This window comes from Microvirga lotononidis (assembly GCF_034627025.1).
Lineage (GTDB): Bacteria > Pseudomonadota > Alphaproteobacteria > Rhizobiales > Beijerinckiaceae > Microvirga > Microvirga lotononidis.
In genome coordinates this window covers 545375-566576 of sequence record NZ_CP141049.1, presented here as the reverse complement: position 1 = coordinate 566576, position 21202 = coordinate 545375, and the positions used below count along the sequence as shown (strand labels likewise).

At 61.9% G+C, this 21202-nt stretch carries 16 protein-coding genes; 7 read left to right on the top strand and 9 right to left on the bottom strand.

The annotated features are described in order from the left end of the window. The first annotated feature begins 6 nt into the window (after nucleotides 1–6). A complete protein-coding gene (locus U0023_RS26180; RefSeq protein WP_009489588.1) occupies nucleotides 7–1629 on the top strand; it encodes a calcium-binding protein in 1623 nt (540 codons plus the stop codon). A gap of 61 nt (nucleotides 1630–1690) precedes the next feature. Here the strand turns inward: U0023_RS26180 and U0023_RS35665 are convergent, their stop codons facing one another. From U0023_RS35665 to U0023_RS26165, 3 genes are all read right to left on the bottom strand, one after another. After that, nucleotides 1691–1969, bottom strand: coding sequence for a dihydrofolate reductase family protein (locus U0023_RS35665; protein ID WP_245272870.1), 279 nt, complete (start codon nucleotides 1967–1969; stop codon nucleotides 1691–1693). A gap of 110 nt (nucleotides 1970–2079) precedes the next feature. Then, entirely contained in the window at nucleotides 2080–7353 is a 5274-nt protein-coding gene (locus U0023_RS26170; RefSeq protein ID WP_322883852.1) for an autotransporter domain-containing protein, read from the bottom strand. A 469-nt stretch (nucleotides 7354–7822) separates the two neighbouring features. Beyond that, entirely contained in the window at nucleotides 7823–9145 is a 1323-nt protein-coding gene (locus tag U0023_RS26165) for a M20/M25/M40 family metallo-hydrolase (protein ID WP_009489586.1), read from the bottom strand. A gap of 1176 nt (nucleotides 9146–10321) precedes the next feature. On the opposite strand from U0023_RS26165, the gene U0023_RS26160 reads away from it, so the two are divergent. Both U0023_RS26160 and U0023_RS26155 read left to right on the top strand, forming a co-directional pair. Then, nucleotides 10322–10549 carry a hypothetical protein gene (locus U0023_RS26160; protein WP_009489585.1) on the top strand — a complete coding sequence of 76 codons (228 nt, stop codon included), beginning with the start codon at nucleotides 10322–10324 and terminating at the stop codon, nucleotides 10547–10549. Nucleotides 10550–10951: 402 nt separating this feature from the next. Further along, on the top strand, nucleotides 10952–11110 hold the full coding sequence (locus tag U0023_RS26155; RefSeq protein WP_322883851.1) for a hypothetical protein: 159 nt from the start codon (nucleotides 10952–10954) through the stop codon (nucleotides 11108–11110). Between the two features lie 304 nt (nucleotides 11111–11414). Here the strand turns inward: U0023_RS26155 and U0023_RS26150 are convergent, their stop codons facing one another. The 4 genes from U0023_RS26150 to U0023_RS26135 form a co-directional block, all read right to left on the bottom strand. Further along, nucleotides 11415–11711, bottom strand: a complete 297-nt coding sequence (locus U0023_RS26150) for a hypothetical protein (protein ID WP_040638029.1) — start codon at nucleotides 11709–11711, stop codon at nucleotides 11415–11417. A gap of 104 nt (nucleotides 11712–11815) precedes the next feature. After that, nucleotides 11816–12331 (bottom strand): YidB family protein, encoded by a 516-nt coding sequence (locus U0023_RS26145; protein ID WP_009489582.1) that lies wholly within the window; start codon nucleotides 12329–12331, stop codon nucleotides 11816–11818. Between the two features lie 103 nt (nucleotides 12332–12434). Then, nucleotides 12435–13490: a YsnF/AvaK domain-containing protein gene (locus tag U0023_RS26140; RefSeq protein ID WP_322883850.1), complete on the bottom strand. Its 1056-nt coding sequence runs from the start codon at nucleotides 13488–13490 to the stop codon at nucleotides 12435–12437. Between the two features lie 82 nt (nucleotides 13491–13572). Next, nucleotides 13573–13911 (bottom strand): PepSY domain-containing protein, encoded by a 339-nt coding sequence (locus U0023_RS26135; RefSeq protein ID WP_009489580.1) that lies wholly within the window; start codon nucleotides 13909–13911, stop codon nucleotides 13573–13575. Between the two features lie 156 nt (nucleotides 13912–14067). Between U0023_RS26135 and U0023_RS26130 the strand changes: the two genes are divergently transcribed. Together U0023_RS26130 and U0023_RS26125 are read left to right on the top strand one after the other, a co-directional pair. Next, nucleotides 14068–14583 (top strand): YsnF/AvaK domain-containing protein, encoded by a 516-nt coding sequence (locus U0023_RS26130; RefSeq protein ID WP_009489579.1) that lies wholly within the window; start codon nucleotides 14068–14070, stop codon nucleotides 14581–14583. Nucleotides 14584–15423: 840 nt separating this feature from the next. Next, nucleotides 15424–16578 (top strand): AI-2E family transporter, encoded by a 1155-nt coding sequence (locus U0023_RS26125; protein WP_009489577.1) that lies wholly within the window; start codon nucleotides 15424–15426, stop codon nucleotides 16576–16578. A 214-nt stretch (nucleotides 16579–16792) separates the two neighbouring features. Here U0023_RS26125 and U0023_RS26120 read toward each other — a convergent pair whose 3' ends face one another. Together U0023_RS26120 and U0023_RS26115 are read right to left on the bottom strand one after the other, a co-directional pair. Then, a complete protein-coding gene (locus tag U0023_RS26120; RefSeq protein WP_009489576.1) occupies nucleotides 16793–17176 on the bottom strand; it encodes a response regulator in 384 nt (127 codons plus the stop codon). 121 nt (nucleotides 17177–17297) lie between these two features. Continuing rightward, a complete protein-coding gene (locus tag U0023_RS26115) occupies nucleotides 17298–18089 on the bottom strand; it encodes a hypothetical protein (protein WP_322883849.1) in 792 nt (263 codons plus the stop codon). Between the two features lie 123 nt (nucleotides 18090–18212). Here U0023_RS26115 and U0023_RS26110 point away from each other — a divergent pair, with 123 nt between their 5' ends. Together U0023_RS26110 and U0023_RS26105 are read left to right on the top strand one after the other, a co-directional pair. Continuing rightward, nucleotides 18213–19082 (top strand): DUF6502 family protein, encoded by an 870-nt coding sequence (locus U0023_RS26110; protein WP_322883848.1) that lies wholly within the window; start codon nucleotides 18213–18215, stop codon nucleotides 19080–19082. Then, nucleotides 19079–20338 carry a DUF5666 domain-containing protein gene (locus tag U0023_RS26105; RefSeq protein WP_322883847.1) on the top strand — a complete coding sequence of 420 codons (1260 nt, stop codon included), beginning with the start codon at nucleotides 19079–19081 and terminating at the stop codon, nucleotides 20336–20338. The genes U0023_RS26110 and U0023_RS26105 overlap by 4 nt, the downstream gene beginning before the upstream one ends. Nucleotides 20339–21202 lie beyond the last annotated feature (864 nt).

The following is a 21202-nucleotide window of genomic DNA, read 5'->3' as shown; positions in this document are numbered from 1 at the left end:
TCTGCGATGACCCCCAACAGCACGACCGGCAGTTTGATTGACGGCGCTGAGGTGGTCTCATCGTTGGTAGACATGATCGCGGGTGCAAAGACTAAGCTCATTCAGGTGAGCGCCATCCAGTCCGGACGCGTGGACGACACCGGAAGTTCATTGTTTGCCGACATTCCGCTCGACACCAGTGAAGGAAAGGCAGCTCTTCTCGCCAAGTTGGCGGAAGGCTCCGGCTTGTTGGCCAACATCCACACCGTCGATGGCCAGTTCGACCCCACCTCCAACATCACTCGGGAGGACCTCGCGGTCCTCTTGGCGCGCATCCTCAAGCTGGAGATGTTTAAACCTACTGGCACTCCAAGCTTTTCGGATGTCGCTCCGGGCGTCTCGGATTGGACAGTCAACTACGTCAAGCAGGCTGTTGAAGCAGGCCTCGTGAACGCTGTCTCAAGTGTCGAGCTCACGGGAGTGGCCTCCAGGGATACGATCCTCAACGGCCTACCGACCTACAACAACCTCATGGTTCTGGACGCCTCCAGCGATGGCGTCCACCGGAGGGTCGAGATCAACAACGTGGGCTTCATCGCCCTCAAGGGGGTAGCCGACATCTATGGCGGCAACGGCGCCCAGTTCATCGTGGCTGACGGCGCCAGCCAGCGCATCGTGATGGGTGCCGATGACGACACGATGCACGGCGGGGGCGGTGATGACTACGTCGGCTCCCTTGGTGGGAATGATGAGCTCCACGGCGACGAGGGCAACGACACCATTTCTGGCGGGATCGGCAACGACACCCTCGACGGTGGCACGGGCATCGACATCATGTACGGCGGTGAGGGTGATGATACCTACATCGTCGACACGGCAAGCGACCAGGTGATCGAGTACCGCGGCGAGGGCATCGACACCCTTCGCAGCTCGGTCAGCTACATGCTGGAGAACGCCAACGTCGAGAACCTCGTGCTCACGGGCAATGGCGCCTATGGCTATGGTAACGGCGTCGCCAACAGGATGACCGCCTCCGACGCGGGCAGCGTCCTATATGGCTGGGGCGGCAACGACACCCTCTGGGGCGGAGCCTCACGCGACCGTCTCTACGGCGGCAGCGGCGATGATCGCCTGTACGGCAATGGTGGTAACGACCGGTTGTATGGCGGCACGGGCAAGGACCGGCTCGAGGGTGGCACCGGACGCGATTACCTCGCTGGCGATAGCGGCAACGACATCCTCAAGGGCGGTGACGGCCACGACACCATCAATGGTGGCTCCGGCAATGACGTGATCTACGGCGGCACGGGCAAGGATATTCTGACCGGCGGTACCGGACGCGACACCTTCGTGTTCGATACCAAGCTCGGGAAGGGTGAGATCGATACGATCAGGGACTTCAATCCCTGGGAGGATACGATCCGGCTTGAGAATGCCGTGTTCACGAACATCGGTCCGAAGGGCCATCTCGCCTGGAATGCGTTCCACTATGGCACCCATGCGGCCGATGCCGATGACCGGATCATCTACGATTGGTTCTCGGGTGCGCTTTACTATGACGAGGATGGTGCCGGCGGAGCAGCCCAGGTGCAGTTCGCCCGTATCGACAAGCACGTGTTCCTGACCGTGAACGACTTCGTCATCATCTGACCATCACACCATGGATGATCCCCTGCTCTTTAAGAGACCAGGGGGATCCGGCTGCTTGCAGTCAGCGATCGCGCCGGTAGTGCATGGCCACCACGCCATTGCGGAGTGGCGTCGCCGAGACCAGCTCGAGCCGCCGCGTGCCGGGCAGCCCGCCCTGGCACAGGGTCGGGCCGTGCCCGGCGATCCTTGGATGGACGAGGATCTTGTACTCGTCGATCAGACCCAGCCGATCCAGCTGCGGATTCCGACGAAGTCGGCCAGTTGTTCCGACGTGATGTCGGCCCAGGATATGCCGAGAGCGGTTCACCTGCCGGACAGAAGCTGTGACCTGGATGGGCACGGTTGACGGTCAACGGATGATCGCGGCCGTCCGAGAGGGTGAGCCATCACCGCTATAGGACTGATCCGGGCTTGCAACAATGTAGGGCAGCCGTGCCGCCCTGTGCCCCGTCAATAGGTACCGAAGCGCCACGTCAGGTTGCCCTTGACCGAATGTTCTTGGGCCCGAGAACCCACCTGACCCGAGTATGCGATCCCGAGGCTTATGTCGGGAGTGGCCTGCCAATCCAGTCCCGCCTCTGCGACCAGCGCATCACGATCGATGGGAGTGCCTGCGACCACGAACGACGATGCCCCACCGGCAAAAGCCAGCAGAGCCGTAGGGTCAACGTCACCATAAGCCCGGCGCCAACCCAGCATCCCTCTGAGGGTGAGAGGCAGATCATCGCCCAACCGCGTCTCCGCACGCAGACCAAGCGTCGTTGTGGCCAGATCCTGGTCCTGGGAGTAGCCGGTCAGCGCCGCCGCCCCACCTTCCTCCGCGAAGCCGTCCGTGTGCAGCCGCAGCACCGACGCACCGGCGAAAGGCTCGATCGCCACCCGCCCCAGATCGAATGCGTAGCCTACCTCGGCGAAGGCCTGTGCGGTTGAAGCGTCATAGGAGGCGTGAGCCTGATCGGCAAAGTTAGGGAACCGAATGGTGCGGCTGACGTCGATGTCATGCCAGGCATAAGTCGCACCGAGCCGCAGGTTGATGTGGCCCCAGGACCCGGAGCCATAGACAGCAGCAAAGACGGTGTCGTTGGAGCCTGAGGACAGGCGCGCGTCCGCCTCAAACGTGGTGCGCGTGAACCCGCCCGCGATGCCCAACGTGTACGTCCGATCAATCTGCGCTTCTGCTCCGAGGATGAAGCCCCCCGTCGAGATGTCGAGACCGGCAGCATTTCCATTGGTGCCTGCCTTGCCCCAAGAGCCGAAGCCTTCACCCCATAGAGCAAACCGGCGAGGATCGAAGATCGGCGCCGTACTCGCCACCGGATCCACTATTGAGCCAAGTGCGTCGGCGGCAAAAGCGGCTGGGTAGGTACCCTGCGCCCGCGTGAAGGTCGGCATGGAGCTGTTGCGCAACCGGCTCAACAGGGTGTCCTGCACCCGGAGGGCGCTGCCAAGAGCGATCCCAGCGGCAGAAGCATATGCCTCGCCCGACAGCCCATCGAAGGCCTGCCGAGCCCCAGCTGCACTCTGGCCCAGGACCGCATCGAACAGGCGATTGCCTGAGCCTAATGCCTCCACAGCGTTGGCTACATTGAATTGGTTGCCCGTCGCGGCCACGGAATTGAAGGCCACGGGTGTCGGCTGATGAGGATCTGTGGGATCAGAAGGGTGTGTCGGATCGGTGGGATCCGTCGGTACAATCTTGCGCGTCAGCGTCAGGCCGACAGTGTTGGCAGTGTAGCCGAGGCTGGGTGTCAGAAATGCGAAGTTCGAACTCACGCCTGCGAATGTACCGCTCACGCCAGCATCCGCCGTGAGAACCGTGTAGGTGGTCGAAGGCTGATAGGTGCCATCCTCGGCCAGTACCCGGACGGTGCCACCAGACAGGGTGGCTTTGCCGCTCGCCGTGATGCGATCCGACTGGCCGGCTGCATTCACCTCCACCTCATAGACCGAGCCCGGCTTGAAGCCGACATCCCCAGCCACATGGAGGTTGCCGATGGAGTTGCCGGGAGCCACCATGCCACCGCTCTGGGCCACGATCCCGCCAACGGTGCCATTGCCGCCCAGCGAGCCGCCGGTGACGGTCACCACCGAATTCGCCAAGGAGCCATTCACGGCCAGACGACCCTGTTCAACCGTCGTCGGGCCGGACAACGTGCTGATGCCGGTCAGATTAAGCCGACCCGCTCCTCGCTTGGTGAGGAGGCCGTTGCCGCTGATCTGCTGGGAAAAGGTCGCATCCGATGCCTGATCGATCACCAGCGTTGCATTGTTAAGAATGTCACCCGTGCCGAAGCTGGTGACTGAGCCGACCAGCGTACCGCTGCCGATCGCGGTGCCTCCCGTATAGGTGTTGCTCCCTGTCAGGTTGAGTGTGCCGGCGCCGTCCTTGGCCAGAGTCGCCGTGCCGCTGATCGGAGCCGACACCGTGGCGCTGAGCCCGCTTTCCACGCGGATCCCTTCCAGAGTAGACGCATCCCCATCGTCCGTGAGCACGAGTTCGCCAGCATTGCCTGACGCGACGGTGTAGCCGTCGGCCTCGAAACGCAGGGCCGAAAATGTCTGTGGGCCTTCCACTGTGACGATGCCGCCCCTGCCGCGAAGAACAGCGGTGTCACCTTCCCAGGCGCTGGTCAGCCCTCCTCCTGCGGGATAGCTCCATCCAGCGCTGCCCCACAGGCCCGAACCTCCGCTCCAGACCTGCTGACCGGTTGCATCCTGCAGGCTCAGCGCCACTTTGCCGGAACTAGCATCGAGGGCAAAATTGGACAGCTTGTAGCCGACTGGGGCGGAGGTCACGGTCAGAGGCGTGCTGGTGAGCGCGCCGCCATACGTGAGCAGGGTGTAGCGCGTGGCTCCCGTCAGGTTGGATGCTCCATCGATCACCAACCGCCCGTCGAGAGTCAAATTGCCCGTCACGGCAAACAGACTGGAGTTGCCGTTGCCACCCAGCGTCGCCTTGAGGGTCGCATCAGAGCCCAGGCTGAGACTGCCCATGGTGAGCGTCTGATTGCTAGTGCCGGCCAAGGTGCCGCCATCCTGCACAGCAACAGATCCGGCCAGGTTGCCCGATCCCGCAAGTGTCGCTCCGGCCTGTATCTGCGTACTCGTGCTCGCCAGCGAGCCATGCACCATCAGCGTGCCGCCGGCTACACTGGTAGTTCCGGTGTAGGTGTTTGCACCGTAAAGGCCGAGTCCGCCAGCGCCTTCCTTGGTCAGCCCGCCTGTTCCGGCGATCACGCCGTCGAACGTGCTGTTGGAAGATCCAGCATTCACGGCGAGGCTCCTTGAGCCGAGGAGGACCCGGCCGGATCCCGTCAGGCCTCCAAACGTCCGGCTTCCATCAGCTCCAGAGATGTCCAATGTGCCGGAGGCTGCCAAATTGAGGGTTCCCGAGCCGACTGTACCCGCCCCTGATAGTGCAAGGATTCCATCAGAGATTTCGGTGGTGCCCGTATAGCTGTTCGCCTGGTCAAAGGTGAGAGTACCGGCACCCCATTTTCTGAAGTTGCCTGTTCCCTGGATGCTGCCGGCACCAAAAACAGCGCTGCCGCCTTCGTTGATCCAGAGGGACGCGTTATTGGTGACAGGCCCCGTACCGAGACCGGTCGCCGTGGTGTCAATTCCACCGCCCTCGATTATGGTCCCTCCCTGGTAATGGTGACTTCCCGTCAGGGTCAGGAGACCCGGCCCCTGTTTAATCAACTGGCCAACGCCGGAGATTACAGGCGCAAAATGCCATCCGCCGCTGAAGCTGGCGTCGCGCAGGACAAGAGTTGCATTGTTGGTCACCGGCCCGGTGCCAAGCGCGTCCCACGTCGTTGCTACGAGCGAACCCTCGTTGACCGTCGTGCCGCCGGTATAAGTGCTTGCGCCGCCCAGTGTCAGCGTCCCGGATCCCTGCTTGGCAAGTCCGGCCGTACCGCTGATGGTGCCGTTGAAGTCGCCGCTCGCCACGGTGAGAGAATTCGCACCGAGGCTGATCGCACCACTGCCGCGGAGTTCCCCAATCGAGGGGCCATTGCTGCTGCCGGAGATGTCAAAGGTCGTACCGGCGGCCATCTGAAGAAAGCCCACCCCGATCGTGCCTTGCCCAGCAAGGGCGATGCCTCCGCTTTCAAGGATGGTGCTTCCGGCATAGGTGTTCACTTCGCTGAGCGTGAGGACGCCGCTTCCCTGCTTTGTGAGACTGCCTGTGCCACTGAGATTGCTGCTGATGCCGGCGTTAAAGCCGGCTGTGTCCAGGAACGCTCCGCCACTCCCGAACACAACGCTTCCTGGCCGAAAGCCACGAAGCAACGGTACACCGGCCCCAGCGCGGATAATGCCGCCATCGACCATCACACTGCTCTTGCCGGAACCTCCCACGAGGGAATAGGCCGTTAGGGTGGCTCGACGATCGCTGCTCCCAGTGACGGTCAGCGTTCCTTCTGCACTTGCATTAGTCGCCATCCGGATGGGGGAAGCGGCTTCGAGCGATGCTCCATCGGCAACAGTGACACTCGCCTGACCTCTAGTGCCAACTTCAAGTTCACCAACCCGCAATCGCGAGCCTGTGCCTGTGACCTCGACTGTTGCCGAAGATCCAGCCTCGAAGCCGAAGTAGTTGTTATCAGAGGCGAATACAGAACCGCCCTTCTCGACAATCAAGGCGCCTGTTCCATGGGCACCGACAGTTAATGTCTCTCTGACGGCTAGTGATGAACCCGGTCCGGTGACGATCGCCGTCCCATTTGACGCCTCACTGTCTCCGACCGTAAGAAAAAACGTGCTTGCTCCACCGTCGTCTTCGACGCGAAGAACACCCTCACCCCCGCGTGTCCAGAGGTTTCCAAGTGCGGTGCCAATCGAGATTTCAGCACTCACCAGTGCTGAATCCGTTCCGCTTACTGTTACAGCTCCTCTTGAACCTTCAAGACGTCCGAGCAGCAGATATGGGCTGTGGACTAAGCCGCCATCCTGTATGAGAAGGTTTCCGGAGCCATCGCTCGCAAGTTGGATTTGATCTGCGAGTATCCACTCGGACCCGGCCCCGGTGACAATCACATTGTTTGTATTTGAACTGGCCGACTCGATAACAGCATCCGTGCTTTCAAACTTGCCGCCCTTCTCGATGATGAAGGTCCCTGTGGGTTCCACCTTGATGTCATGACTGGAGAGCATCTTGGAGTTAGGTCCGCTGACCTTAGCTAGACCTCCGTCTCTGATATGGATCGGGCCTGCAACATTTAGAGCGCCGCCCTCTGTCACCTCCAGGCTCCCGCCGATGTCGAGATAGGCACCCAGGCGGCCTTGGCTGATGTCCCACTTCGAGCCGGGTCCTGTTAGGATTACGCCGGAGCCAGAACCGATCACACTGCCAGCACTGAGAACCTGGCTGCCGCCTTCGATGGACAGTTGCCCTGTCCCTCTGCGGCCGATTTCAAAGGGATCCCAGCTGTACTGCAGCAGGTCCCAAGTACTACCCTCTCGCACATAAACGGTACCGGACGACCCTGCATTCTCGCCAAGGGTCGCATCGAACGATTCGAGTGTAACTCCTTGCTCGATGAACAGCGTGCCCGCGCCATTCTTTCCAATGATCGTGTCCCAACCGAAGGCCAAAGAATCCCCTGGGATTCTGACTACGTTTCCATTGTCGATAATGTTCTGCTGTGCCGATACCGGCGTGCAATGAAGAGACAATACCAGTGAGGAGGTTGACGCCAGCAAGGCATAGAATGCCACGGCGGACCTGCGGCGACGGATATGTGCTAACGTGACCATGCTGCCCCTCGTGGTCGTTCTTGAGTCAAATCAACCATCTTGATTGGGGCTGCACCTTAAGAGAAGATGCCTAAACGTCCATATCCCTTTCACGCAAGCGACGCGGTTTAACGAAACCTGTCTCCTGAAAGTCACTCTGATTTTGAAGGTTTCCAGAAGATCGTCGGTGATCTTGCACCACGCCTCAGCGACAACAAGCAAGCAATTACTTGGGGCAATCACGTGTCGCTGTAATTGTTTTGGATACAGATGAAGATGAAGCCCGCACGAAGACAATGAAGGCTGCCAGAGCCTCGCCGAAAACCATCTCGATGCTGCGGCTCTAACTTACCAGGCAACCCGTGGCAGACGGCGCTTTCATTTCTGGCTTCTGGGCAAATCAACGATGGGCACCACTGGCGGCGGACCACTCCGCCGCCAGTGGAAGCGATTACAATGAGCTATCGGTCATTCCGCTAACCGAAAGCAGCATCGCGAGACCGGCGGTCAAGGCCTTCACATCGGGGCCCTTTTCGACATCGACCCACTCGTCAAGGGAGTGGCTACGGTCTGACTTTCCGGCGGCACCACGGCCGACCGTGACAGCAGGGATCCCGAGACTCATGGGCACGTTGGAATCGGTGGAACTGGTGTTGTACTTCGGCTTGTACTCATACGCCTTCAGGACGGCTGAGACGGCCTGAACAATATCATTGCTCTCGTCGGTTTTTCCGGCAGGTCGATCGCCGACCAGTTCCTTCGTGACCGTGATCGGCCCCTCTTTGGTCGAGCGGGCATTGTTCTCCGTATCAACAGCCCGATCGACAATCTCGAGGAAGCGCTTTTCGAGCTTTGCCAGTTCCTCGACAGAGACGGACCGCATGTCGACTTGCATCCAAAGCTCATTCGGGATCGAGTTGACCGATGTGCCGCCTCCGATCACGCCGATGCTGTACGTCGTCTTCGGATTGGACGGGACTTGCGTCCGGGAGAACTGAGCCATCGCCTCGCCCATGGCGAATGCTGGGTTTACCAGTCCAAAGGCGCCATAGCTGTGCCCACCAGGCCCGCGGAACGTCACCAGGTAGCGCTTCGAGCCGGTCGCGCCGTTGGTCACCGTCTCCATGTCGCCGCCGTCGACGATGAGGGCGGACTTGATCTTGTCCTTGTACTTGCCCTTCTGGAATAGATGCTTGACGCCGCGAAGGTCGCCAAGGCCTTCCTCGCCAACAGAGCCGACGATCAGAATATCGTCTTTCGTCTGGATCTTCGCCTCATCCATGGCTCTGAGATACGCCAGAACGACAGTGAGCCCCTTGGCGTCATCGCCAATGCCGGGAGCCATGAGCTTAGTGCCTTCGCGGCGGACCTTTACCTCAGTGCCTTCCGGGAACACCGTATCCAGATGGGCAATGACGGCGACAAACTTCCCGTCACTTGCTGTTCCCTTTCGGATGGCAAGCACGTTGCCTTCCTCATCGATCTCGACGTTTGAAAGGCCCAGATCTGCAAGCTTTTTCCGGTAAGCTTCCGCTCTGACCTTTTCCTTGAAGGGGGGAGAGGGAATTTCGGTGATCTCGATCAGCTCAGAAACAATCTTCTCGTGATCGCGGTCGAAAACGGCGGTTGCCGCTTTGAACTTTGGATCAGCGATGATCGAGCTTGCAACCTCAGCATGGTTGGTTGGTTGCGGGCTTTGCGCAACGGCTACCGTCGCCGAAGCGGTTGATAAGGCAAGCAATCCAACTGCCATGCACAGCACTCTCTTCTTCATAATTCCCTCATTGTTCCCGATGACATGTGCCAGCGTCCGTGGAAAGGAATATTTCGAATTTCGAAATATTACCGCTGCTGGTGCGCAGCTGTTCCTCCAAATCAGCACGACACTTTCCAATGAAAGAATCTTTCTCCCGCGAGAACAAGGCTAAAAGTAAAGATCCAGCGCTCAGATAGTGTGTGCAGATTGCATGGCTTTTCGGCAGAAAGCGCACTTTAACGCTCCCCCCGATGCGCTATCTTCTGTGAGTTGTCCTGCCTGATCCGAAATGCTGCGCGGTGATTTTGGGTGGCAGTGATCGGAAGCGCAATCGCGTGACATAAAAAAGGGCAGCGACGCTGCCCGATTGATCTTGCCCATAGTTCGGGCTATCTTTTGCATTGCAGCACGGCGATTGGCGTCGCAGTGTTGCCGCCCTTCCTGGGCGTTTCCTCCTTAAACTTCGGGTCGCTTTAGAGCGGCCTTTTTTGTGCTCAGTAAGCTAACTCCCAGTCGACGCCGGGCAATAGCAAAAAAGTCGTACGAACTCACCATGCTGCCCGAGGAAGCCTGCGCTTCCATTTCTGAGCTCTGGGCAGATCCGCAACCGCTTTCAGGATTGCTCTTTGCCGCTTTGAAGAGGCAAGAATAGGCGCCGCTCGGACCGCTACGGTCTCGTCGATCGCGATCGGCTCACTCACCACTTCAGGCCGGCTCTCTGTAGCGGCCTCAGGCTCAACCATCCGCTTCGGTTTTATGACCCGCCGCTTCCTAGGGCGTGGAGCGATAAGCTCCTGCGGGACGACATTCTCGACGAGACTCGGCAACACGCGCCGCTCTGGCAAAGCACCTTCTGAAACAGCACTAGAGTTCCCGCCGGTAACCCGTGGCTCATGCCTTGGAGCAGCTTCTGTCGGTTTAGGGTCAAGAATGAATCGCTGGAACGTTGAAGCTTTCTGGGAGGGTAGACGGGACCGTTTCACTTCGAAAATAAAATGAGATGTTGATTTTTTCATCACTTCAATTCTGTCGGGTCTAAAAACCGGACCCAAATGCTTGGAAATCGGAAGGTGATACTCAACACTGGATCAATCATCTGATCCAAGAAGTACAGGTCCAGGTAAAACCCCTGGAAGTGCCTCGATCAGGCTTGCAGCCTCATACCACGGCTCGATTCCAAGGCAATCCCCCAACATGCTCGATCTGTTTGATGCAGCAGGCGACCTATCGGCTGCTATCGAAGCTCTTCATGCCGCCACGGCCCTTTACACGGCGGAGCCTGTGGTCGACGTTCTCCTCGACCGGATCGGCTGGCCGGATGCCGACGGAAGTCTGGTCGATCCGAATGCCGGCGACGGCATGTTCATGGTCCGCGCTCTGAGCCGCCTCGATCTCGCGCCCGATGATTTCGATGAAGTGTGAAGCGGCACCGAAGGTTGACCCCTCGCGAGAGAAGCGCAACGCCTTGGCTTACCGACATAAAATGAAAATTCGGTGGGGTTATGATCGGCGCCGCCGACGACCCTGCCGGTGCGATGAATTCACTAGCAATGCTATCCATTTAATAGCAGTCGGCGCATGGGTCAGCATTCGACGCTGCTTCATAGTCATGCCCTGACATGGCTACCGGGTCGGCAGGAAAGTCACATTCCGACATGGATCCGAGGCGCGATAAGGTCAGGTGCTTTTGGTGGGGAGATGACCGGCCCTCGGCAAGCCAGGGGATGCTGCCTCAAGCCCTTGAGGTCCGGGCCCTGATCCGCTGGAAACTGGATTTCGATCCGTTCGTTGCCTATCGTGCGTGATGCTGGGCTTGGAGGGTTTATGATGGCCCCTAAGGATTGGTTGGCGCGTTACGGCTGCACCGCTCTCATCGTCGTCTCCTTCGCCTTCATTGGCGCCATCGTCGCCTGGCCGCTGCTGCACCCGCTATGGGCGCCCCAGGTCACCATTGCCCAATTTGCCCCGGGAGGCTCGAGATAGAGAATTCGGCCGACACGGAGCCGGATCGTCCGTCCTCCAAGCGAGCCTTGGAGGACTTCGCCCGCCAGGAGGAGATCCTCGCATCCGAACTGGCATCGTTCGCCGCCGAGCTGGAGCGGCAGGGCCAACCCTTGGTCGCTGCTATGCTTCGACAGGCAAGCAACGGATACCGGGTCTCCAGCGAACGGAACCGCATCCTCGCCGCAGCGCTGGATCACGAGACATGGCCCTCCGGAAACCATCATTCCAATCTCACGTCCTCGGCTGTAGTAGTGGAGGAGGCGAGGTGAGGCCAGGGTGCCGCTTACTTGCCTCTGTCGTTGTCGTACACGTTGGTGCGGCCCGTGGTCGTCCCGGAGGTGGCCGAGGGCCGGGTCGTGCCTGCCGTGGTGGTCCGTGACCGCCCGCGCATGAAGTACCAGACAAGGCCGGCAACAATCACCAAGCCGATGATGAGCCACAGCCAGGAGGGACCACCGCCACCGGTTGTTGCGGGTGCCGCGGGCGAGCCGGACGTGGCGGGCGGCGTGGCCTGGGCAAGGGCCTCGTTCACCGCAGCGAGTGTCACGATCGTCGAAGCGTAGAGCCTGTTGAGCATCATGGTCCTCTCTCGGCCACAGGGGCTACGGATCAACGTTGTCCCCACGCGCACGTTCCTCCCGCTGCAAGCGTGGGATACTTCAGTCCTTGCGGTGAGCAGGCCACTCAGACCCAGCGGCCGGAGACCTCCTGCTCCGTCGGCAGGCGGCCGTCCGGGGTGAACTGGTCGACCGCGTCGGGCAGTTCCTGCGAGAGTTCGGACAGGAGTTGCTGGCGCGGCAATCCGGTCTGCTGCTCCAGCTCGTCGAGCGTGCCCGGCCCGAGCGCCTGCGAGAGTTCATCCGGTGCAATCCGTCGGTTCTGGCCCGGGCTCACCCAGGAGTCGACGTGGTCGCCGTAGCCGTTCTGACGGAACTGGTCGAACAACCCACCCAAGGCGCCCCCTCCAGCATTGGCGCCGCCGAGCAGCCCACCCAGCAAGCCCCCGAGGCCACCCAGGATGTCCCCGAGCCCTCCGCCCATGGATCCACCCTGAGAACCGGAGCGGTAGTGCTGGAAGGCCTTGGCGGCCAGAAGCATCATCAGCGCCTTCACGATCGGCGACGTCGCTCCGCCGCGGCCCTGCATTGAGGCGCCTCCGGCACCCATCATGTTACCGAGGATCGAGTCCAGCAATCCCATCGCAATCTCCTGTTTTTCGGCCGTGGCACAGCCCAATGTGATTTCCCAGGCGGAAGTCCCGTATGAGTTGGGAAGCCCGGCTGAGCCGGGCTTCCCATGACCATCAGCGGGTGCGGCCGCTTGGGTTGCCCATGGTGCCCGTCCGCGAGACGGTGTTACCCCGCTCGTCCTCGACGTCGACCTCGGTCTTGCGCACCGTGTCCGAAACAGTCTCGGTGCGCTGGTCGGCTTCCTTGCGCACAACCACTTCCTCGACCACGCGGGCTTCCTTGGAGACCACTGCCTCCTCGCCGCGCTCCTCCACCTCGATGGTGCGTTCCTGGAAGGGATCGCCGGCGATGGCACCAGCCTGTGTTGCCCCCGAGACCGGACGGCGCTCCACGTCGACGCGCTCCTCGCGCAGGGTGACCTGCTCCTGGACGGGCTGCTCGATCACGCGCGAGTGCAGGCGCACGCGCCCGCGGTTGACCTCGCGCTTGCCAACATGCAGTTCCTCCTCGGCGACCGGGATCACCTCGTCCGTACCACGAGAGGGGGATGAGGCACGGTCCGTCAGCCCAGTGGTGGCCGAAGGGGAGGTTGTGCCCGCCGTTGCGGCGTTGGCTCCCGCCCAGCCCTCGGAGCGCCAGGTGGTCTCGCGCTCGTCGAAGTCGACCGTACCTTCATCGTCGAGGATGTCGACAATCCGGTCGACCTCGGCGTCGGAGGCACGCACCGTCACCAGGGCACCACCACGGCGGACGCCTTCGGCATAGGCATGGGCGTCATTCTCGTCCACGCCGGCGTCAACGAGCGCACCCGTCAGTCCGCCGATGGCCGCGCCGGCTCCGGCACCAACCAGCGTGGACACCAGCCATCCCGCCGCCACCACAGGACCGAGCCCCGGGATGGCGAGCATGCCGAGACCGGCAAGCAGGCCGGCGCCGCCGCCGGCGAGCGTGCCGACCGCAGCGCCCGTGCCGGCGCCGTCGCTCACATCGTCATCATGATGGTTCGTGCCGTCGAAGGTGCGGCTGGCATGCGACGAGTAGCGGTCACCCTCGTTGTTGGCGATCAGGCTGATGTTGCTGCGGGGAACGCCGGCGGCCTCCAGGCGGCGGACGGCCTCCGAAGCATCCTCGTAGCTGTCAAAGAACGATGTGAGGGTCTTGTTAGTCATGTCTGTTCCACTTTCTCGGGAAATGGGTGCGGCTGCGCGGCCCACCCTGTGTGTTGTGCGGAAGGCGTGATGGAAAGCGGGCTTACTGGGTCTGGACGGTGCCCTTGTAGTCGATGGCCACGCTGACGGACTTGCCGTCGCGCTGGGCCTTGCCGCGCCAGATGCCCTGATCATCCTTGCGCAGTTCAGTGACGTTGCTGAAGCCCTGTGCCTCCAGGCGGGAGCGCGCCTGCGCCTCGGTGAAGCTGTTGGCGCCCGGCTCGACCGCGCCGGTGGTCTGCGGACTGTCGGCGGGCTTGTGGGTGACGGCAGGATTTGACGAGCCACTGTTGTTCGTCGGCTGGGTCGTTGAGGTTTGGGCCATCGCCGCCGTGGTCAGGGTCGACAGGACGGCCAGAGTTGCAATGCCGAGGCGTCTCAAGGTGCGTCTCCTCTTTTTCAAACAGGTAGGGGCTCAATGTGCGACCACGGTGGCGGTTCCGAATGTCAGGCTTGTGAGCAGTGGACTATTCCTGCCGAGGAGCGGGGAACTCGCCTTCCCAGCACCCGTTGGTTGTCGCATACTGTAAGAGGATCGATGGCCAACCCCGTCCCAGACCCGAACGCGCCCTTGGATGACCAGGAGCAGGTACCTGTCCTTGATGACGCGCTGAGGAGCGATCCTCAAACCGTGGCGGAGGAGGCCATCCCTGTCGTCGCGGAGAGAGCCATTATCGACAAGCGGCAGGTTGTGACCGGGCATGTGCGAGTGCAAACGGTCACCGATACTGTCGAGGAGTTGGCTCACGCATCCGTGCAACGGGACGACGTTGAGGTCACCCGCGTGCCTATCGATCGGGTGGTCGAGACGGCGCCGGAAATCCGAACTGAGGGCGACGTCACGATCGTGCCGATACTTGAGGAGGTCCTCATCGTCACGAAGCAGCTCGTCCTAAAGGAGGAACTGCACATCAGGCGCCGCATCGAAACCGAATCCGTCGAGGTGCCGGTCACCCTGCGCAAGCAACGGGCGATCATCGAGCGCGAGGCCCAGGCTGGTGCCACTGTCGCCGATGAGGCAGAGCCTGAAAACGACAATCCGCCTCCGCGTTGACGAACTGTAGTCATTCACCCGCGCGCGGCTAGGTGAATGCGTCAAATTCTGTGGGACAATGAGACGTCCTTCATCTTGTTCGCTCTCTTCTTACTATCCTTCATCGGATAGGCCCTCAGGGTGGCAGATAGACACTGAGGATCTCCACCTGCACGACGTTCCTGCTGTCGGATTTCTGGACTACCTGACCAGCAGTGACCCGGGAAACTTACCTCCAGGCTCAGCCCCTCCGTCCGTATCGAAGGAGTGGCATCGATCCTAGTGCGGTAAACGAGTCGCCACAGGCCCAGTTAGGGCGACGCCCGTGCCCGGTAACTGACCCTTGATCTGGAGCATCAGCACGATCTTCAAAAGGTCGTCACCGCTGCCGCCTTCCCAAGCCATGACACCGCCCGCAGCCTGGACGGCACGGCCGGTCTGCGGAGATGCTCGGAATGGGTGGGGGATTAGGTGCCGCGCCGTTTGAACTCCCCGGCCAGTTCGGTTGCAGCACCATCCGCCAGCCCTCCTCCATCCGAGTTGATGCTCGGTCTACCGGCCCAACCTGCAATGGTTCAGGAGCGCCCCGCCACATTGGCGGAAGAGTTGTCACTGCGCCGTGGTCGGGCGTGAACCTTGGCATCGGCGCTGCGGCACGTCGCGCTCGCCAAGGCCACGGCGGGTCTGCGGATCGTGCCCCGCCGGGTGCGCCGTTCCGGTTCAGCGTTAGGCTCGTCCCCGGCAGTACCGTGAAAGCCATTAGCAATCCCCGATCCCGAGCGAAGCCCCGCTCCGGTCGGACATCTGGCAACCTTCCGTTCCGGTGGGAGTTGGCCGTCCTGGCGCTTGAGGAGAATCAGAGTGGCACGGGAACAACAGACCGTCGCTCCGTCGCAAGCCAATGTGCAGGTCGAGGCACGAAGAACCCGCGAAGCGCAGGAGGCTGTGGCCAGCGGCGAAGCCGTGCCCAAGGGCATCCGCTCGGTCGGCCTCCTCGTGCTAAGCGTATTGGCCGTGGTATATACACTGTACTTCGGCAAAGAGATCATCCTGCCAATCGCGCTGGCCGTTGTGCTGAAGCTTCTGCTTCAGCCTGCGATGCGTCTGCTGCACGAGCGGCTGCACGTGCCCCAGGCGCTGTCAGCCCTGCTCCTGATCCTCGTTGTGTTCGGTGCCATTGCATCCGTTGGCTTTGCGGTCTCGCTGCCAGCTTCCGGCTGGATCCAGCGCGCTCCCGAGAGCCTGCCGCTTCTCAAGGAGAAACTGGCGGTGCTGCGCCAGCCGCTCGACTTCCTCCAACAAGGCTTGAATGAACTGGAGAACGTCACCAGTGCGGCCAGTCAGGATGGAGGCGCTCAGACCGTCACGGTCAAGCAGGCTTCAGGTCTCGGGGGATCGTTGGCCAGCGGTACGGCGACGATGCTGTCCCGCTTTTTCACCACCATGATCATGCTCTTCTTTCTGCTAGCCTCAGGGGATCGCCTGTTACGTGGCTTTGTCGAGGTCTTGCCACGTTTTTCCGATAAGCGGCAGGCAGTCGAGATCGCGACCGAAATCCAGGAGAACATCACGGGCTATCTTCTGACGATCACGATGATGAATGCCGTTGTCGGAGTGGCCACAGGGCTAGCCATGTGGGCCTGTGGGCTCGGCACGCCACTTCTGTGGGGCGCTACCGCGTTCCTGCTGAATTATATCCCGATCCTCGGTCCGATGGCCGGCCTCGTAATTTTCTTCATCGCGGGTGTTCTGAGTTTCGGCTGGCCTTGGTACGCACTGATCCCCGCCGGAATCTATCTTCTCATCCACGTCGCAGAAGGCGAAACGATCACGCCCATGCTGCTGGCCAAGCGGTTCACGCTCAATCCGGTGCTAGTGATTATCTCACTATTCTTCTGGCACACGCTCTGGGGCATCCCCGGCGCACTGCTGGCAGTGCCGCTACTGGCTATGATGAAGATTGTGGCGGACCGTGTCGAGCCGTTGAAGCCTGTCGGGCACATCATTGGCGCTTGAACAGCCATTGCAGGAAAGCCATGACCTGAAAGATGGCCACGCGAGCCTAAATGTCGCGTTTTGGCAGATCCGAGACAGTACATGTACGTCAGCGGACTCGGCTGAAGCAGACATCCGACATGAAGGAGGAAATCACGGGCTTTCGTCTTTGATATTCAGGCGTTCAGCACCTTATAAGCGAATGGTTTCGGCGTGGGGATGCGTTATGCGTTTATCAGATTGCTAAAGCCGCACGCCGCTCGGCGACGATGGGGTCGAACGCATCGCTGAACGTCTCGTACGAGAAGGGTTTCATCAGCACACGCTCATGCTGATAGCGCGCGGGCACGATGCTGGAATCGTAGCCTGTCACGAACATGAACGGGATGCCGCGGTGACGCAGGATATCGGCCACAGGATAAACCACGAGACCGGCAACATTGACGTCTAGGATGGCGAGGTCGAGATCCTCATCTAGTGCAATCGCAATAGCCTGTTCGAAAGTGGCGGCAGGGCCGACGACGTATCCTCCGCAATCACCCACCATGTCCTCGATCAGCATCGACACCAGGGTCTCGTCTTCAACGATGAGAACGCGAGGGCCGCGGGCGGTCTGCATGGGCGCTCTCCCGGTGGTTCGACTGTAATGAACGGATCCCTGCATGTGAGCTCGACTGCGTAGGATGGATCGTGATGAATGACGCGTCCTGCCGCCGACCGGCGGCAGGACGCCGCGCGTGTTACTGCCGAGCAGCCTGGATCTCGCGGGCCTCATCGACGATCTGATCGAACACCGCGGATTCAGGATCGATCTTGAGCCCGAGCCTCTCGTTGAGCACCTTGACGGGCTCTTCCGGCACGCCTGGCTTCGACAGCGACGCCAAAGCGGTGGCGGCTGCGGTGATCTCCACGTCGGTGATCTCGTCCTCGACATTCGGGCCGAGCGTCAGTGCCTTCTCATAGGCGGCGATCAACCCGACCGTCGAATTCGGCGCCGCATTCCGACGGGCCGTCGCCGAGGCATTCACCGCATTCATTCGGCCGAGCTTGGCGGCGTCGAGGCCGATGGTTTTAGCGCTGGAGGCTGCCTTCTTTGCGCCGGCGGAGATGGGCGTTTCGGCTTCCCTGGCCTCGCGCTTGGCATCGCGGGTGCTGTGCGCCTGCTCGGCCCTGGCCTGACCCTTCGAGGCTGCATCGTTGGGCCCGGAGCTGCGGCCGCTGGCGCCGCCGCGGGAGTTCTCGGCGCCACCACCGCGCGACCCGCCGCCGGAATGTCCGCCGGAGCCGCCGTCATGGGCGCCAGAGTTGCCGCCGCCGCTACCGGAGTTGCCGTTTCCGCCACCGCCGCCGTTTCCACCCCCATTACCGTTACCACCGCCGTTCCCACCCCCGTTACCACCGCCATCGCCACCTTTCGCCTGGGCCTGCGCCTTTTCAAGCTTGAAGGAGGTTAGATCGAGCGACAGGGGTTGCAAGCCGATGGCGAGACCCAAGGCGAAAGCAGAGACAGTGAGAGTAAGACGTCGTGTCATGAGGTTTCCTTCCAAAACATGTGAGCCTGTGAGCCCGTTGCCTCAAGAGTTATGTGAGAAATTTTCCCACGTCAACAGCGGTGTGGGATTGCTTCCCACGGCTGATCGGCCTACTTAGACGTTATGCCCGGCGATGCCCCCCGCTCACCCGATCCAGCCAAGCTGCATGCGCCTCTGGCGCGCCTGCTTCGCCCGCTCGTGCGGCTCCTGATCCGGAGCGGGATCACGTTCCCCATGCTGTCGGAGCTGCTGCGCGAGCTTTACGTGAACGTCGCCGAGTACGACTTCGTCCTCCCGGGCAAGGAGCAGACGGACAGCCGCGTCAGCCTGCTGACGGGCATCCACCGTAAGGAGGTGCGCCGGCTGCGGGGCGCGGGAGCCCCGGTCAACGCGGTGCCGGCAACGGTCTCGCAGACGAGCCGTATCCTGGCCTGCTGGCTTGCCGACCCGGACTTCACCGGCCCCGACGGGCGTCCCCTGCCTCTCCCCCGCATGGCTGAACCATCGCAGCCGTCCTTCGAGCGCCTCGTCGCCTCGGTCACGCGCGACGTGCGGCCGCGCGCCGTGCTGGACGAGTGGCTCGACCGCAAGCTGGTGATGCTGGACGACGAGGATCGCGCCGTGCTGGCCGAGGCGGCCTACGTGCCGCGAGGCGGAGAGGACCAGCAGCTCTACTATCTCGGACGCAACCTGCACGACCACATCGCGGCTGCAGTCGCGAATGTGGAGGCCCAATCTCCTCCCTTTCTCGAACGCGCCGTCCACTACGATGGCCTGACGAAGGAACTGGCCGAGCAGCTGCAGCGGCGCTCCCGCGACGTGGCCATGGAGGCTCTCCACACGCTGAACCGTGAAGCCCACGCCGCCAGCGACAAGGCTCCCCCGGGGCAATGGCGCTGGAATTTCGGCGTTTACGTCTATTCCGAAGAGGTCGTGCCTCCATCTACGCCAGCGACATCCACCGATACCAACGACAAGGACTCCAGGACGTGAAGGATCACGCCGCTTCGCTCGCACGAGCCCATGCCCACTGGCTCGTAGCACTGACTCTGCTTGTCGCCTCGCTGAGTCTTGCGTGGGGTCAGAACGGTCAGGACCGCGGCATCGGCGGCACTGGGGTCGTGGCCGACGATCAGGACGGCGACCGGGGCATCGGCGGCACGGGCATGATGGGCCGCATCCGCGGCTTCGGCAGCATCATCGTCAACGGCCAGCATGTGAACTATGCGCCGGACGTGTCAGTGCGGATCGACGGGCAGCCGCGCACAGCAGCCGACCTCAAGATCGGTCAGGTGGTGCGGGTGGTCGCCGAAAACCGCAACGGCGTGCTGGCGACCCGGCAGATTGATGTGACCAGCGAGGTTGTCGGCCCGATTCAGACGAGAAGCAGGACGATTCTGACAGTGCTCGGTCAGACCGTCTCCATGCAGGCGCTGGGCGCCTCAGGCCCGTGGCAGCGCGGCGACCGCGTGGCGGTGTTTGGGTTGCGGCGGCCGGACGGCACGATCGTCGCGAGCTTGATCGAGCGGCGGGATGGCGGACCCGACAGGGTTGCCGGCCAGGTGATCAGATCGCGTAACGGCAGCCTTGGGATCGGGACATTGAGGCTCACTGGCGTGGATCCTGCGCTCGTCGGCACGCGGGCGGTGCTCGAAGGATCTTATGCCAATGAGACGCTCCAGGTGACTACAACCGCCCGGGAGCGGGATCTCCTGGGGGCGAATGTCCGGCGGCTCTCCATCGAGGCCTATGTCGAGCGGACGCGAAACGGGTTGCGCCTCGGGTCGGGGCTCGAGGTGGCAGGCCGCCCTTCAGCGAACCTGCCGGTCGGGTCCTATGCCCCGGCGGTGGTGACTGTCGTGACCGATCAGAGAGGACGTCTCGGCATCGAGGGTGTGTCCCTCGAAGGAAAACCAACGTCGCGCGGAGCACCGCAAGGGGTGGATAGCGGCAGTTCACGCAACACGCCGGCGGATGCCCGGGGACGCGGGGCCACCCCTCGTGACTCGAACCGAGGCTTCGGGCCTTCCCGCCAAGACACCTCGCCGGGCGCCGCTCGCGGCCGCGACGGCCAAGGCGGATCATCTGGCAATCGTTCAGGCGACGGCGGCAACAACGGCAAGGGCAATAGCGGCGGCGGCAACCAGGGCGCAGGCCGAGGCGGCGATCACGGTGGCGGCTCCGGTGCAGGCGGGGGCGGCAATGGCGGAGGAAATGGTGGGGGCCACGGAGGCGGGGGCAAACGCTGACAGGATCGGCATGATCCCGCGTCCTTCCCATATGCCGCACGATGCAACTCGCATCCTCAGGATAGGGGACAAGACCGAAGGGGCGAATAGCTGAGCATCCAATTGGCTTTGAACCTGGACCCTGTCACTTGTCTAGCGTAAGCCCCTGAGAGGCTTGGATCTTCTCTCACAGTGGGAGTCACGACCGGCACCGCCTGTGACCCCTCTGCTATAGCTGTTTGTTTCGAATGTTCAGCTGGGTGTGGCTGTTCTAGCAGGGGGCAACGTTTCGGAGCCGATTTACAGACAGCGTCATATCTGGCTGCGGCGCTTGTCCAAGAGGACTACCAGACGTTCCTGCGTGGCTCGTATCCCGCGGCGCAAAGCTTCCGATGCCCTTCTGTCAAGGTGGATCTAGCCTGAGGGCCACGCGTTCAGCTTTCCCCACAGAGGACTCAATGGCGCGATTCCCGATGACCAAGACGCTGACGCGAATCACTGTCACGGGACAAGACGGCGAGCACCAGCTTCAGATCGAGGACGGATCGGGCGAAGTCGCTGTTTACCACCAGATCCGAGCAGATCCTTCAGCTTGCCGAGGATCTCGGCGATCTGCTCGCGGAGGCGGAAGGGGGGCAGGCCAAGAGCTACAAGAGCAAATCGTGTGGGCCGCCCCATGCCCCTTCGAGCGGAACACCGGAGTTGGATCGCAAAAGCCCGCTGGGCTCAGGTGATCCTCGCTCCAACAGCCTGAGCACTCTGGACCAAGCTTTGCACATGCCGATGCCGGGCGGGATGCCCGTGGAGGTACTCGATGAGCAATGGATCGCGGGCACTAGGCGTGGGCTGGGCCATGATCCGCATTCTTGCGGCCAGCCGCCGTCG